Source organism: Candidatus Blochmannia vicinus (genome assembly GCF_023586525.1).
GTDB lineage: Bacteria > Pseudomonadota > Gammaproteobacteria > Enterobacterales > Enterobacteriaceae > Blochmanniella > Blochmanniella vicinus.
Genome location: NZ_CP097763.1, coordinates 691,443 through 706,977, shown reverse-complemented (window position 1 = coordinate 706,977; position 15,535 = coordinate 691,443). Strand labels below are relative to the sequence as shown.

Annotated in this window: 15 protein-coding genes; 2 read left to right on the top strand and 13 right to left on the bottom strand. The window is 29.9% G+C overall.

The window, feature by feature from the left end; translation table 11 throughout:
- Nucleotides 1–8 precede the first annotated feature (8 nt).
- The 13 genes from lpxA to rpsB form a co-directional block, all read right to left on the bottom strand.
- A complete protein-coding gene (gene lpxA, locus M9408_RS03025) occupies nucleotides 9–797 on the bottom strand; it encodes an acyl-ACP--UDP-N-acetylglucosamine O-acyltransferase (protein ID WP_250257148.1) in 789 nt (262 codons plus the stop codon).
- A 4-nt stretch (nucleotides 798–801) separates the two neighbouring features.
- The gene (fabZ, locus tag M9408_RS03020) at nucleotides 802–1,257 is read right to left on the bottom strand and encodes a 3-hydroxyacyl-ACP dehydratase FabZ (protein WP_423775054.1); all 456 of its coding nucleotides are present in this window, start codon (nucleotides 1,255–1,257) and stop codon (nucleotides 802–804) included.
- 98 nt (nucleotides 1,258–1,355) lie between these two features.
- Entirely contained in the window at nucleotides 1,356–2,387 is a 1,032-nt protein-coding gene (gene lpxD, locus M9408_RS03015; RefSeq protein ID WP_250257147.1) for a UDP-3-O-(3-hydroxymyristoyl)glucosamine N-acyltransferase, read from the bottom strand.
- Between the two features lie 3 nt (nucleotides 2,388–2,390).
- On the bottom strand, nucleotides 2,391–2,891 hold the full coding sequence (locus M9408_RS03010) for an OmpH family outer membrane protein (protein ID WP_250236657.1): 501 nt from the start codon (nucleotides 2,889–2,891) through the stop codon (nucleotides 2,391–2,393).
- Between the two features lie 81 nt (nucleotides 2,892–2,972).
- Nucleotides 2,973–5,396 (bottom strand): outer membrane protein assembly factor BamA, encoded by a 2,424-nt coding sequence (bamA, locus tag M9408_RS03005; protein ID WP_250257146.1) that lies wholly within the window; start codon nucleotides 5,394–5,396, stop codon nucleotides 2,973–2,975.
- A gap of 45 nt (nucleotides 5,397–5,441) precedes the next feature.
- Nucleotides 5,442–6,818 carry a sigma E protease regulator RseP gene (gene rseP / locus M9408_RS03000; RefSeq protein ID WP_250257145.1) on the bottom strand — a complete coding sequence of 459 codons (1,377 nt, stop codon included), beginning with the start codon at nucleotides 6,816–6,818 and terminating at the stop codon, nucleotides 5,442–5,444.
- 32 nt (nucleotides 6,819–6,850) lie between these two features.
- On the bottom strand, nucleotides 6,851–7,711 hold the full coding sequence (locus M9408_RS02995; RefSeq protein ID WP_250257144.1) for a phosphatidate cytidylyltransferase: 861 nt from the start codon (nucleotides 7,709–7,711) through the stop codon (nucleotides 6,851–6,853).
- Between the two features lie 32 nt (nucleotides 7,712–7,743).
- Nucleotides 7,744–8,421, bottom strand: coding sequence for a polyprenyl diphosphate synthase (uppS, locus tag M9408_RS02990; RefSeq protein ID WP_250257488.1), 678 nt, complete (start codon nucleotides 8,419–8,421; stop codon nucleotides 7,744–7,746).
- 231 nt (nucleotides 8,422–8,652) lie between these two features.
- A complete protein-coding gene (ispC, locus tag M9408_RS02985) occupies nucleotides 8,653–9,846 on the bottom strand; it encodes a 1-deoxy-D-xylulose-5-phosphate reductoisomerase (RefSeq protein WP_250257143.1) in 1,194 nt (397 codons plus the stop codon).
- Nucleotides 9,847–9,942: 96 nt separating this feature from the next.
- Complete coding sequence (gene frr, locus M9408_RS02980; protein ID WP_250257142.1) at nucleotides 9,943–10,509, bottom strand: ribosome recycling factor; 567 nt, start codon at nucleotides 10,507–10,509, stop codon at nucleotides 9,943–9,945.
- A 79-nt stretch (nucleotides 10,510–10,588) separates the two neighbouring features.
- A complete protein-coding gene (gene pyrH / locus M9408_RS02975; RefSeq protein ID WP_250248292.1) occupies nucleotides 10,589–11,314 on the bottom strand; it encodes a UMP kinase in 726 nt (241 codons plus the stop codon).
- A gap of 218 nt (nucleotides 11,315–11,532) precedes the next feature.
- Nucleotides 11,533–12,351 (bottom strand): translation elongation factor Ts, encoded by an 819-nt coding sequence (tsf, locus tag M9408_RS02970; RefSeq protein WP_250257141.1) that lies wholly within the window; start codon nucleotides 12,349–12,351, stop codon nucleotides 11,533–11,535.
- A gap of 81 nt (nucleotides 12,352–12,432) precedes the next feature.
- Nucleotides 12,433–13,116 carry a 30S ribosomal protein S2 gene (rpsB, locus tag M9408_RS02965; protein WP_250257140.1) on the bottom strand — a complete coding sequence of 228 codons (684 nt, stop codon included), beginning with the start codon at nucleotides 13,114–13,116 and terminating at the stop codon, nucleotides 12,433–12,435.
- Nucleotides 13,117–13,446: 330 nt separating this feature from the next.
- Between rpsB and map the strand changes: the two genes are divergently transcribed.
- Together map and dapD are read left to right on the top strand one after the other, a co-directional pair.
- Entirely contained in the window at nucleotides 13,447–14,241 is a 795-nt protein-coding gene (gene map / locus M9408_RS02960) for a type I methionyl aminopeptidase (RefSeq protein WP_250257139.1), read from the top strand.
- A gap of 362 nt (nucleotides 14,242–14,603) precedes the next feature.
- On the top strand, nucleotides 14,604–15,428 hold the full coding sequence (dapD, locus tag M9408_RS02955; RefSeq protein ID WP_250257138.1) for a 2,3,4,5-tetrahydropyridine-2,6-dicarboxylate N-succinyltransferase: 825 nt from the start codon (nucleotides 14,604–14,606) through the stop codon (nucleotides 15,426–15,428).
- Nucleotides 15,429–15,535 lie beyond the last annotated feature (107 nt).

Here is a 15,535-nt window from a genome sequence, read left to right as displayed (position 1 = left end):
AGACATTATTAACGAATAATTCCTCTTTGAGAATGTATTAAAAAATCTACAAATTTATTGATGATGGGGTGTTCAATGGCTAATAGTTTTAAAGCTATTTTGGCTGATTCAATAGTTTTGTTGCTACGATATAGGATTTTATAAGCATCTCTAATAGCGTGTACGGAAGAACGGCTGAAACCTCGTCGTTTTAAACCTTCAATATTTAATCCAAAAGGCGTCGCGTGATTGCCTTGAGCTATTATGAATGGGGGTATATCTTGAACTACGCCAGAACATCCACCAATCATAACATGAGTTCCAATAAGGCAAAATTGATGGACTGCGGTCATCCCTCCGATGATGGCATGATCATCTACTCTTACATGACCGCCTAAAGTAACGTTATTGGCCATGACACAATGATCTCCTATTATACAATCATGGGCAATGTGTACATTGATCATGAATAAATTACCACTTCCTATTTTAGTAATCTGTTTCCCTTGTATAGTACCGCGGTGAATAGTAACGTTTTCTCTAATTTTGTTATAATGACCAATTTCTATGCGAGTGGGCTCTTTTGCATATTTTAAATCTTGATTTATTTCTCCAAGAGAAGCAAATTGATAGATTTGATTGTTTTCTCCAATTTGAGTAATTCCGTTGATTACAATATGAGATTTTAGTACAGTTCGTGCTCCTATTTCAACTTGTGCTCCAATAAAACAAAATGGCCCAATATACACATCATCGTGGATGATTGCTCCTTTTTCTATGATAGAACTAGGATGTATAATGGCAGATTGGTTAATCATCAGTTTAAATTTCCTTTCTGCGAGCACACATCATTGATGCTTCGCAAGCCATTTCTTTGTTTACTGTAGCAATTCCTTTAAATCGTGCAATACCGCGTCTTTCTTTAATAAATTCAACATCAAGGATCATTTGATCACCGGGTTGTACTGGGCGCTTAAATCGAGCTGAATCGATAGCAGCAAAATAATATAATTCTCCTGGAGCTAATTTGCCTGTACTTTTAAAGGCTAAAATACCTGTAGCTTGAGCCATGGCTTCTAAAATTAATACTCCAGGGAAAATAGGTTTTCCTGGGAAATGACCCTGAAAAAATGGTTCATTAAAAGAAACATTTTTTACTGCTCTTAAAAATTTTCCTTTTTCAAAATTTAGTACACGATCAACTAGTAAAAATGGGAATCGATGTGGTAAAAGTTCTAAAACTTCTTCAATATGCAAAACACAAGTATCAGTGATCAAGATTTTTATTCCTGTTTAAGATAAAAGTCGCATTCATAACGTTTATCCTGTTCATCCTAACAGGATAAAGAACAAACTGCCCTAATTATCTTAAAAAATTATAGGCACAGTAGCTTTTTTAGTTTTTGTTCTATGGTTTTTATACGTTTGTTTATACTACTAATTCGCATGATTAATGCGGCAGTTTTCCACCACATTGTATTTGGCTGAACAGGAATACCTGATGAATAAATACCAGGTTGTGTTATTGGTTTCATTACCATACCCATTCCAGTTACTGTAACTTTGTCACAAATATTAATATGACCATTGATTACACTAGCTCCACCTATCATACAGTATCGTCCTATAGTTAAACTTCCTGCCATGATAACACCGCCTGCTATCGCTGTATGTGCACCAATTACAACATTATGTGCAATTTGACACTGGTTATCGATAATCACTCCGTTTTCAATTGTAGTATCATCTAATGTCCCGCGATCAATGGTAGTACAAGCGCCTATTTCTACATTATTTCCAATTTTAACTTTTCCTAAATGAGGAATTTTAACCCAAACACCGTGGTCATTAATATATCCAAATCCATCAGAACCAATTATAGTTCCAGACTGTATCGAACAACATTCACCAATTTCTACTTCGTGGCATATAGTAACATTAGCCCACAACCGTGTGCCTGTTCCTATTTTCGTTTTTTTTCCTATAAAACTACCAGGTCCAATTATTACATCGTCACCTAAAATTACTCCGGATTCTATAACTGTATTAGCGCCGATTCCTATTCTTTTTCCTAATATCGCATCCGAGGCAATAATTACCCCGGATGCGATATTTTTAGTTGGTTTAGGAGCATTATCCATTAATTGTGCAATTTTGATATATGCAAGATACGGATCTTTTACTACTAATGCCGCAACTCTACAGAAAACTAAATTATTTTTAGATAATATTACTGCTGAAGCACGACAAGAACTTAATTGATTTAAAAATCTTTGATCTTTTAAAAAAGTTATATGCCCTATTTGTGCATTATTTATAGAAGCAATACCAGTAATAATTATATTTTTATCACCATATAATTTAGCCCCTAACTGTAGCGCTAAGTCAGATAGTCGCATTTCAATCATAATTTACCCAACTTGTTTCATTACGGAATTAGTAATATCTGTAATATGAGCGTTATAATACACTATAGCATTAGTATCTATTACTATGTCATAATTTTCTTTTTTAGCTACATTAGATACTACATTCTGAATTATATTAAGAATTTTATCCCTTTCTTCTGTTTGACGCGAATGATTTTCTTGTTGAAATTCTTTAGCTTTATTAGAAAATATTTCGCGTTGATTTATTAATGATTTTTCTAATTCATTACGTTCAATTGCTTGCATAGTAGCGCCATCTTGTTGTAATGTTTGTATTTTTATTTGCAAATCATGCTCCATCTTTTCTAATTCGGTAGCACGATCTTTGAATTCATATTCAAGTTGTTTAATTATTTTTGCACGCTGTGAAGATTGTTGAAAGATATTGGAAATATTAACTATCGCAATTTTATTTGCAGCACCAACGGGATTAATTTGTATGATCCAAATAATTATACTTAACATATATGTCCACTTTTTCACTGTAAACCTCTTAGTTTAATAAAATACAAAAAATTTATTATTTTGATTATAATATTTATTGTGTTTGTACAATATATAAATTTACCATGTTTTTCCAATACTAAATTGAAATGGTTCTTTTATATCTCCAAAGTACTTTTTTATTACTTTTGAATAAGAAAAAATTATCGGTCCAACTGGAGACATCCATTTCAATGCCATACCACCAGACATACGAATATTACTTGGAATACTATAATCTACAATACCAGCTCTTTGTGTTGCTTCTGTATTTTTCCAAAACGTATCCCATACAGTACCTGTGTCTAAGAAGAGAGAAATACGTGCTGTATCAGAGTATTGTACATCAAAAAATGTAATAGGAATAATCAACTCGGTTTTAAAAAGAGTCATCGCATTTCCACCAACAGAATCCTGAGAGTTTTGTATTGAGCACATAGAATAGTTTTTTTCAGGGTAGTTACAATGATAATATGCAGCTTTTGGACCTATACTATTTAATCTAAATCCACGTATTGTTCCAATACCTCCAGCGTAAAAATTATCATAGAAAGGACTTTCTTTTCTATTCATGCTTCCCGCATAACCAGCATGTATGGAGCTCATTAATATCCAATTACAATTTTGATCTAAAGGTATATATTTTTTGCTATTAATTATAATTTTATAATATTGATTCTCAGAACCAGGTAATGCCAACGTACTGGATACATTAATGTGTGCACCATTCGTAGGAAAATAGGCGTGATTAGTGTTGTTAAAAGTCCATCCTGAGGCTAATAAAAAATCATTTGTATTAAAATTGATAGTGTTATCGAAAATTTTATTATTAGTTGGAGTTTTTGGATGAATTTTTGTAGATTTTAGATAACGACATATGGCTACTTGAGGGGCTATTTTACTTAGATGATTAGATGCATAGTTTAATCCTATATTAAATGTGTTGTATTTAATAATTGGATATAAATAATTAATATTAATTCCACAATTTTTTAAATTATAATCTGATAAACCCGTATGATTCGTATTTAAATTATTATGAAATATTTTTCCACCTATGCTAATATTGTTAATGTTACAGTAAGGTTTTAAAGCTGATATTTCAAAATAAGTTTGATAATGATTTTTAGTACTGGCAATAGATATAGCATTTCCCGAACCTAATATATTTTCTTGATACATTCCAAACTGTAAATTCATACCGCTTTCTGTTCCAAATCCGACACTTAAATTTAGATTACCAGTATTGTGTTCTTCAATTTTATAAATAATATCAATTTGATTTAATGTATTCGGAACATACTCAATATGAGTATTTACAGTTTTAAAGTAACCAAGGCGTTTAAGTCGGTTTTGATCTTGAATGATACGGGTATAATCTAATTGCGTTTGTTCTAATTGATGTATTTCTCTTCGAATTACTTCATCTTTAGTAATGTTGTTACCTTCGCAGCGTATTTCACGCACATAAAAATGATGTCCTACATCAACATATATACATAATTTTATTTTTTTATTGTTGTCATCGATTTTGGGATTTATTGATATGATAGGTTGAATATAACCATTTTTGCTTAGCAAATATCGTATTTTATATTCTATTTCTTGAATTTGATTATGATTATATAGTTCTCCAGAAGAAATTTTAATATATTCTTTAATATTATAGAAATAATCTAATATATTTCCATATAATTCTAAAGAATCAAATGAATATTGCATACCTTCAGTAATATATAAAGATAGGTAAATATTTTTTTTATCTGGTGTAAAATCAATTTGTGTTTCATCGATATGAAATTTGGCGTAACCATGGTTTACATAAAAATTATATAGCGCATCTAAATCATGAAATAATTTTTGTTTTTGATATCTCTGACAAGATAATATGTTCCACCATTTAATTTTTCTATATAACTTAAATTGTGATAACAGTTGTTTTGTATGGAATACATGATTACCAAAAATATTGATTTGTTGCACTTTAGCGGTTTTACCTTCGGTAAATATTATTTGTAAATCAACCCGGTTTCTTGATAGTGGTATAGCTACAGTTTTGATTGTGGCTGTAAATTTACCGAAGTTACGGTATAAGTTTTCCAATTCTTTTTTTACTTCAAAGATATAAAATTCATTAAATAGTTGGTCTGGTTGTATTTTTTTTTCATTTAATATATTTTTTATTACATCTTCTTTAATTATTTTATTTCCATAAAAATTAATGCTATTAATAATTGGGCGTTCCTTTACTCGAATTATAATCATTCCTTTTTCATCGTTAGATATGTTAATTTCTTCAAAATATCCTGTAGAAAATAGTGTTTTAATACTATTTGCAATATCTTCATCATTAATAATAGCTCCAATTTTTAAAGGTAAATTAAACAATACTGTATCTGAAGAAATTCTTTTTAATCCATCAAAATAAATTTTGTTTACGCTGCAATCAGCATTGCACGCTATGTCACTCATCACCAATAATAATACTATAAGTATTTTTTTCATCACATTATTATTATTTAAATCTTTTTGATTTAATTATATTTTTTATTACCATAATCTGGATATATCGTTGAAACATGCTAAGCACATTATTATTATGAGCATAATAGATCCTATGATGTAACCAAAATTTTGTATTTTTTTTGATATTGCTTTTCCTTTTATTTTTTCTATTATAAAAAAGAACAGGTACCCACCATCTAGTGTTGGAAAAGGTAATAAATTGACAATTCCTAAATTGATACTGATTAATGATAAAAACATGAGATAGTAAATTAGTCCGGATTGAGCTGATTCTCCCGCTCCTTTTGCTATTGCTATTGGCCCTCCAAGGTGGGTTATTTTAATATCTCCAATAATCAATTTTAATAATGTGTTAGTTGTTAGGCATATTAATGTCCAAGTTTTTTTGAAGGCCTGTAGTATAGCTGCATGCAAGCTATATTGATGGATTGTATAATATTTTGTTGGAGTGTCACTAATAATCTTTGGTAAAACACCTATAATATTTTCTACTTTATCAGAATGGATCAGATTTTTTTTGTTTGGTGTTAAATTTAAATTTATTATTTTATTTTCCCGTTCTACAGAAATTTTAAAATTTTTTCCTGGGTTATTTTTAATAGCTGTGGTCACTGATTCCCAGTGATGTATTAATTGATCGTCAATCGATATGATCTTATCTCCAATTTTTAAGCCAGCTTGTTGTGCGGCAGAATCAGGTTGTATCCTGGACAGGATTGGGACAATGTTTGTATTAAAAGGAAGAATACCTAATGTTATTATGGGGTCTTTAGGATTATCAAGATTATTAAACCAGTTATGAGATAAATTAATGGTATAGGTTTTAATGCACATATCATTTATTGATGTTGTAGAGATAATAAGTTTTTCTTTACCTATGCTATTAAAAATTTCTAATCGGACTGAATTCCAATTATGTGTTTTAATATTGTTAATTGATGTAATTTCTACATCAGACTGTATACCCGATTGAGCAATAATGGAATCGGGTATGATAGAATATATTATTGGCTTATGTACAGGTATTCCTATCATAAAAATTATTACATATGATAAAATGGAGAAAATGAAATTAAAAATAGGTCCTGAGGCTACGATAATACTTTTTTTCCAAACGTGTTGGTGATTAAAAGCATTATTGTGTCCTTGATTGTAATAGATTGATTTTTCTTGCGTATTATACAATTTTACATATCCGCCAAAAAGGACGGCGGAAATTGCGTATTCAGTATCATTTGAATCACGTCGACTCCATAAAATGGGGCCAAATCCTATAGAAAATCTTTCTACTTTTACTTTGAAAACCCGTGCTGCTATAAAATGTCCACATTCATGAACTGTAATAAGTATTCCTAATGCAAGGACAAATGCAGCTAAATTCCAAAAAAAATGTAATAACATTATTTTTTATACATTCTTTATTTTAATTATTATTAAAAGTGACTTAACAATATTAGACAAGTAAAAATTGGGACAGCAGCAACTAAGCTATCTATACGATCTAATATTCCTCCATGTCCAGGGATTAGGTTGCCACTATCTTTAATACCAGATTCTCGCTTAAACATACTCTCGGTTAAATCTCCTATGATAGAGGCTATAATTGCAATTGTAGAACAAGCAAACATGATAGATGGGTTTATAATATTTATTGGTATATGTGTTATAAATAACCACGCAATACCTATTGATATTAGCACACCTCCGATAAAGCCTTCCCATGTTTTTTTAGGAGATATAGTTTTTAATAATTTGTGCTTTCCTAATGTTTTCCCAATGACATATGCACTTGAGTCATTAATCCAGACTAATGTTATGATATATAGTACACACCATTTCCCAGTAATGTTATTGTTGATATGATGAAATTGATGCAAAATTAATATCCCCCAAAAAAAAGGTAAAATTGTTAGTATTCCGAAAAAAAACTGCAATATGTTAGATCTTCTCCAGAAAACAGCGGAAGCAGGATAAGATAATATTAATATAAATGCTAATATCCACCACATTATAATAATGCCACTGAAAATATACCAAAAAACACGCCAGTTACTAAAACATAAATAATTTTGAAATGTTATAATTGTTACCATAGTACACAATAATCCAAAGATAATACATATCCACGTTCGGTGTATATAAATGGGGAAGTTCATTATTTTACTCCATTCCCATGCACTGATTAAACAGATAATAGATACAATAATTGAGAATTGTATAATAGATAATAAAAATACTACAGAAATAGTAATAGGAATCAAGACAAACATACTAATTAAACGATTTCTTAACACATATTTTCCCTTATTCTTGTGTTTTGTTTAAATTAAATCGATACACTGTTACCAAATCGTCGCTCTCGTTTCATAAAAGTATTTAGTGCTCTTTTAAATGTAATATCATTAAAATCAGGCCATAATACATCCGTAAAAAATAATTCAGCATACGCTATTTGCCAAAGCAAAAAATTACTAATACGATGCTCTCCTCCCGTTCGGATCACTAAATCTACTGGAGCTAATTCATGCATGCATACATATCTACATAAAGTATCTTCGTCAATTTGGTTAGGATTTAATATTCCTTTTTGCACTTGTATGGCGAGTTGTTTTACTCCTTGAACAATATCCCATCGTCCCCCATAATTTGCAGCAATATTAAGTTTTAGTCCACTATTTTTAGAGGTTAGTTTTTCAGAACGGCGTATGTTTTTTTGTAATTCAATAGTAAATCGATTAGTATCTCCGATGATTTGCAGTTTAATATTATTTTTATGTAGAACATCGATTTCGTTATTTAGTGCCTGATCGAATAATTGCATTAAGGAATTAATTTCTTTGTCGGGACGTTTCCAATTTTCGCTACTAAATGCATATAGAGTTAATGCATCAAACCTATAATTAACAGCAAAGTGAACAGCGCGTCGCACTGCGCTAAATCCGGCTTGATGCCCAATGATACGTAATTTCCCTCGTATTCTTGCCCAACGGCCATTACCATCCATGATAATGGCAACATGGCGTGGTAATAAATCAGATGAAACAGTGCTAAGGTCTTGGTTATTTTGAGATAATGTCACACTTATTTATTTTCCAAACTAGATACTTATATGTTAATTTAAAAATATTATTTATAAAAGTAAACACTAATAATTATAGATGAATTACGTTTCTGCATAATTTTACATTATTAAAAGTGTGATAATATGATAATTTGTTTCATACAACACCGGTTATCATTCAATACATATTGATATTGCTTTTTCACGAGCTTTTTGATCAATATATAAAACATCTTCTATATTATTAGGATCATCTAAATTTATTTTATCAAGTACATGACGAATAATATTAGGAATTGCAGTGAAGGAAATCATTCTGTTTAAAAATGCTTCTACGGCAACTTCATTTGCTGCGTTTAAAATAATAGTTGCTGCTTGACTACAATTATCAGCATCTATTGCTAATTGCAAGCAAGGGTACTTTTGGTTATCTAATTGATAAAAACTTAATTTGTTGAAACAATCCACACTTATATTAGATGAGGGTTTCAATTTAATTCTGTTAGGATAAGCCATTGCATACGCAATAGGAATTGTCATGTCTGGAGGAGCTAAATGTGCTAAGATATTTCCATCTTTATAGTATACCATAGCATGGACAATAGATTGAGGATGCAATAAAATTTCTATTTCATGAGGTGCGGCATTAAATAAATGGCGCGCTTCTATATATTCTAATCCTTTATTCATCATAGTAGCAGAATCTACTGATATTTTACGCCCCATAGACCAGTTGGGATGCACACAAGCCTGTTCTGGTGTTATTGTGGCTAATTTTTCTTGTGGTATTTTAAAAAAAATTCCTCCAGATGCGGTTAGTACGATACGAGAGATACCATACTCAGATATGGATAAATGTCCTAAATTTTTTTGACATGTTACTGGTAAATTTTGAAAAATTGCATTATGTTCGCTATCTATAGGTAGTATACATGAATGATATCGTCTAGATTCTTGCATAAACAATTTTCCACAAGTAACTAAAATTTCTTTATTTGCCAACAATATTTTTTTACCAGCACGTAATGCAGAAAAAGTAGGTTTTAATCCAGCAATTCCGACTATGGCTGACATAACCATATCAACATCATCAATCGCTGCTAATTCACAGGCGTTTATTGAGCCAGATAGTACTTCAATATTATGTTTGCCAGCTGTAATTAAATTTTTTTTCAATTTTTTTGCAGAATCTTCACAGATCATACATGCAAATTTGGGGCGCACCATTATACATTGTTCTGTCATTACGGAAACATTATTTTTAGCTATTAATGCGTATACAAAAAATTTATCAGTGTGTTGTTGTATTACGGAAAGAGTGGCCTTTCCAATAGATCCAGTACTACCTAAAATTGTTAAAGATTGCATATGTGTAAGCCAATAGTATTTATAGAATATATAAATTAAAAAATTTATACTTGTTGCTCGTATATACGGGGATGTATATAGTCAATAATCTAATATTTAGAATTGCATTAATTCTGATTCTTTTTTTGTCAAGATAACATCAATTTCTTTAATCCAAATATTGGTTAATTTTTGAATTTTATTTTGAAAATCATGCTCTTCATCTTCATTAATCTCTTTGTTTTTAATCAAAATCTTGATTTTATCATTAGCAAGGCGACGTACATTTCTTATGGAGATTTTACTTTTTTCTGCCTCAGTTCGTACCATTTTTATTAAAGCATGACGGCGCTCTTCAGTTAACGAAGGCAATGTAACTTGAATAATATTACCATAAGAAACAGGAATTAATCCTAAATTAGACATAAAAATGGCTTTTTCTATTGATTTAATTATTTTCTGATCAAAAACAGTAATAGTTAATGTACGCGAATTTTTTGCTATAGCATTTGCTAATTGAGATAATGGAGTTGGTGTTCCATAGTAATCTATTCGGATATTATTTAACATATTTGGAGAAATACGACCTATATGAATGTTATTTATATTGATTTTAAAGTTTTTGATGCATCTTTTCATATCAGTTTCTGAATTTGTTTGAATATTATTAATTGTATTCATCACATCATATATCTCTGGTTTATGTTTTTTATTAAAAGTTAATTTATGTAAATTGTGTATTTAATCTGAGTAAATTTTTAAATTACTTGGTTATTAAAGTCCCTTCTTTATATCCCATTATTATTCTTTTTAATGCTCCAAGTTTATTAATATTAAATATACGTATTGGTAAGTTATGTTCTCGTGCTAATGTAAACGCGGTTAAATCCATAACTTTCAGCTCACGTTCTAATACATCTCTGTAACTTAAATGTTCATATAGTGTAGCATCAGGATGTTGGATTGGATCAGTGGAAAATACTCCGTCTACTTTAGTTGCTTTAAGTACTACATCTGCTTTAACTTCAATACCGCGCAAACAAGCTGCAGAATCAGTAGTGAATAAAGGATTACCAGTGCCAGCAGCAAAAATTACTACCCAATTATTAGATAGTAAATTAATGGCTTTCACCCAATTATAATGATCACATACTCCACTTAGTGGAATAGCTGACATTAAATGGGAATGGACATAAGCGCGATGTAATGCACTCCTCATAGCTAACCCATTCATGATAGTTGCTAACATTCCAATATGGTCTCCAACTATTCGATTTATACCGGCTTGAGCTAATCCAGTACCACGAAATAAATTACCTCCTCCCATGACTATACCAATTTGAACGCCTATATTAACTAGTTCTTTAACTTCTATAACCATCCGATTTAATGCAGTGGTATCTATTCCAAAACCTTCGGCGCCTTGTAGAGCTTCTCCACTCATTTTAAGCACGATACGCCGATAAATTGGCTTTGTGTGAGTTACCATTAATTACATTCCTCACAAAAAATGGTATAAATAGACGCAGGCCCTGATTTAGTTAAGTTATTGAAGTAAAATATGTATCTCAATAATTATTCTGATTAATCAATATAATTAATACAATTTCTATTCTCAAAATATTGAATATATTTGCTCAAAAATTAATGATAATCCGCTGTATTTAAGTAATTAAATGTTCATATTGATAATTATCAAATATTAATTTACATATTCTCTCCCAATTCAAAACGAACAAAATTATTAATTCTGATATGATATTCAGTTAATAATTGTTCTATTGTTTTGTTATCATCCATTATGAAGTTTTGTTTTATTAATACAATGTCATTTAAAAATTTATTCATGCGTCCTTCAGTTATTTTTTCTGCAATTTTATATGATTTTCCAGATTTTACGGCAATATCCATTTGAATACGATACTCACGAATCATTGCATCTTTTGGGATATCATCTACATTAATGTATTTGGGGTTTTTAGCTGCAATATGCATAGCGATATGTTTAACTAAATCTGCAGTCGCATCGCCACTAACATTTACTATTACACCAATTTTAGAGCCATGTACATAACATCCTAAAAAATTACCCATTAACACAATAAACCTACGAATATTTATATTTTCTCCAACTTGTGAAATTATATTGGAACGTTGTTCTTCAAATCTAGTTTTTAATACGTCAATACTGTTAATTTTTTCATTTAATGCTGTAATTCTAACAGTTTTAGCGAATTCTTGAAAAGTGCTATCTTTGGCTACAAAATCAGTTTCACAATTGATTTCTATCATAATACCATATTGTTTATTAGATGTAATTTCTACTGCGATTAAGCCTGATGATGTTGCGCGTCCAGATTTTTTATAAGCAGTTTTTAGGCCAGATTTTCTCATATTGTCTATGGCCAATTCAATATTTCCATTAGCTTTAATTAAAGCCTGCTTACATTCTACAACTCCAATGCTAGTACGTTTGCGTAATTCTTTGATTAAGTCATTATTAATGTTAATTAATTTTTTTTCCATAGTAATATCATCATATTAGAGTATATATGATTCTACACGCTTTATAACCAATATAATTTGCGTGCAGTTATCTATTATTAACTATTGAGCGCAATCTATATGTATTACGTTAGATATTATATCTAAATACAGATTAATCGCACGTATGGCATCATCGTTGCCTGGAATAATAAAGTCTATTTCATCTGGATTAGAATTCGTATCAACGATTGCAAAGACTGGAATGCCTAAACTATTTGCTTCTTTTATAGCAATATGTTCATGTGTTGCTCCGATAGCAAAAATAGCATCTGGCAGCCCACCCATGTTTTTAATACCTCCTAAACTATTTTCTAAATTAATAAGCTCACGATTTAATATTAATGCTTCTTTTTTAGTTACTTTTTTAAAAGTACCATCTTGAGATTGAGTTTCTAGGTCTTTTAAACGTTTTATAGATTGGCGTACTGTTTTCCAATTGGTTAACATCCCTCCTAACCAACGATGATTGACAAAAAATTGATTACAGGCAAGTGCTGTTTTTTTAATGGATTCACTGGCTGCTCTTTTGGTACCTACAAATAAAATTTTTCCTTTTAATGAAGCAATTTTGTTTAGTTCAACTAAAGCTTGTTTAAACATTAATATAGTTGTTTCTAAGTTAATAATATGTATTTTATTACGAACTCCAAAAATAAAGGGTTTCATTTTAGGGTTCCAATAACGAGTTTGGTGGCCGAAATGAACACCGGCCTGAAGCAGGTTACGTATAGAAAGTTTATCCATTATTATACACCTCGGTTGGTTGTTAAATTAAATTATTTATAATATTGATAATTGTTGATCTATAAACATAGATAGATTGTATTATATATGTTATATTAAACCTATTAAGTTAATAATGAAGAATAGTTTTTACAATAAAATAAAACAGGAAAATAGTTAATAAATATTTTGAAATAAAGTGTATTTATTTGCTCTTGATAGTTATAAATAAGAGGTTTAATTTGATGTAGTTTATTTTTTATTCAGCAAATTATTTCGTATACATGTTCTATATGGTTGGAATGTTAGGATGTTGTATATTTATTAATACTAAATTTGTGATTATATATTATGACGATTATTATCAAAACATCTGAAGATATAGAAAAAATGCGAATCGCTGGAAAGTTAGCTGCAGAAGTATTAGAAATGATTGGTTCCTATATTCAACCTGGCATTAGTACTGGAAAATTAGATGCAATCTGTCATCATTATATTACGAAAACACAACATGCTATTTCTGCTCCTCTTGGTTATCACGGGTTTCCTAAATCTATTTGTACTTCCATTAATGATGTAGTATGTCATGGAATTCCAAATGATTTACATAAATTAAAAGAAGGCGATATCATAAACATTGATGTTACTGTAATTAAAGATGGATTATATGCTGATACTTCTAAAATGTTTGCCGTTGGTCAGTCAACGAAGTTGGGATACGACTTATGTCAAATTACTCAAAAAAGTCTTTATTTGGCAATTAATATGATTAAACCAGGGATACGTTTGAAACGTATAGGTCAATCTATTCAAAAATTTGTGGAGACACAAAACTTTTCAATAGTAAGGGAATATTGTGGACATGGCATTGGAAAATTTTTCCATGAGGATCCTCATGTGTTACATTATGATGCTGACGATGAAGGCGTTATATTACAATCTGGAATGACGTTAACAATAGAACCTATGGTAAATGCGGGTAGCCATCATATTTATACTGAAAGTGATGGATGGACAGTAAGGACAAGAGATCATAATTTATCTGCACAATATGAACATACTATTGTTATTACGGAAAATGGATGTGAAGTTTTAACGTTACGTTCTGATGAATCTTTCCCGTCTACTATTAATCATAATAGTTAATAGTATATATTTTGTGTTTAAAATTTTTAAATGAATTTATTATAAATTATAATTGAATAAATTAATTGGAATGAGTGTAATATTACAGATATATATGCAGATATTTATCTATGTGTTGTTTAATAAATTTATTAATAACGTAGTATGTTATCTAATAGATATAAATGATAATGTGATAAAGCTATAAATCAGAATTATGGATTATTTTATCAGATATGGACAGATTTTTGATATAGAATGTAACTAATATTTGCAGATATGTTGAGTATCAATTTTAGTATATTATACAAACAGGGAAATTATTTTTAAAATTATTAAAAATAAGATTTTTAAATAAATTATAGGTCACGGATGTGAAATATATGAATCAGTTACAGAAAATAATAGAAAGCTTTTTTGATAAAAAAGAATATCTTTCAAAAAGTAATATCGACTGTACTATCAGAGATGCTATTTGTGAAATTATAGATGGATTAGATAGTGGTAAGTTACGTACATCAGAAAAAATTAATGGTAGGTGGATTACTTATCAATGGATAAAAAAGGCAATTCTTTTATCATTTTATGTTTTGGATAACAAATTGATAACTTGGGGTGATGGTCGTTTTTTTGATAAGTTTTCTGTAAAATTTTCTGGATGGTCTGCTACATGTTTTCAAAGTAAAAAATTGCGGGTAATTCCTCCAGCTACTGTGCGTTATGGAGCTTATATTGCTGATAATGCAGTAATTATGCCTTCCTACATTAATATTGGTGCCTATATTGATACGGGAACTATGATTGATACTTGGGCTACAGTTGGATCTTGTGCACAGATTGGAAAATATGTCCATTTATCTGGAGGTGTCGGTATTGGAGGAGTGTTAGAGCCAATTCAAACTAATCCAACTATTATTGAAGATAATTGTTTTATTGGGTCTCGTTCTGAAATTGTCGAAGGTGTGATTGTTGAAAAAGGAGCTGTAATTTCTATGGGAGTATTTATAGGACAAAGTACTAAAATATATGATCGAGCAAGTGGGAATATATACTACGGACGTGTTCCATCGGGTTCAGTTGTAGTTCCTGGAAGTCTACCGTCTAAAGATGGTCGTGTTAATATTTACTGCGCAGTAATAGTAAAAACAGTTGATGATAAAACTAAAGATAAAGTTAAGATCAATGAGTTATTGCGCGATATATATTAATAAAATAATTTTTATTTATTTAAGATTTTGTGTTGTGGGTGTTTTTGTATTTTCTATTTAGATTAAATTTTGGCTTTATTTGTTTTATTTATATATATAATTTGATT

Bases quoted from the DNA above. Each gene is read 5' to 3' on its own strand.
- lpxA (WP_250257148.1), bottom strand. From the start codon at position 797: ATGATTAACCAATCTGCCATTATACATCCTAGTTCTATCATAGAAAAA.
- lpxD (WP_250257147.1), bottom strand. From the start codon at position 2,387: ATGATTGAAATGCGACTATCTGACTTAGCGCTACAGTTAGGGGCTAAA.
- bamA (WP_250257146.1), bottom strand. From the start codon at position 5,396: ATGAAAAAAATACTTATAGTATTATTATTGGTGATGAGTGACATAGCG.
- rseP (WP_250257145.1), bottom strand. From the start codon at position 6,818: ATGTTATTACATTTTTTTTGGAATTTAGCTGCATTTGTCCTTGCATTA.
- uppS (WP_250257488.1), bottom strand. From the start codon at position 8,421: ATGGATGGTAATGGCCGTTGGGCAAGAATACGAGGGAAATTACGTATC.
- ispC (WP_250257143.1), bottom strand. From the start codon at position 9,846: ATGCAATCTTTAACAATTTTAGGTAGTACTGGATCTATTGGAAAGGCC.
- pyrH (WP_250248292.1), bottom strand. From the start codon at position 11,314: ATGGTAACTCACACAAAGCCAATTTATCGGCGTATCGTGCTTAAAATG.
- tsf (WP_250257141.1), bottom strand. From the start codon at position 12,351: ATGGAAAAAAAATTAATTAACATTAATAATGACTTAATCAAAGAATTA.
- rpsB (WP_250257140.1), bottom strand. From the start codon at position 13,116: ATGGATAAACTTTCTATACGTAACCTGCTTCAGGCCGGTGTTCATTTC.
- map (WP_250257139.1), top strand. From the start codon at position 13,447: ATGACGATTATTATCAAAACATCTGAAGATATAGAAAAAATGCGAATC.
- dapD (WP_250257138.1), top strand. From the start codon at position 14,604: ATGAATCAGTTACAGAAAATAATAGAAAGCTTTTTTGATAAAAAAGAA.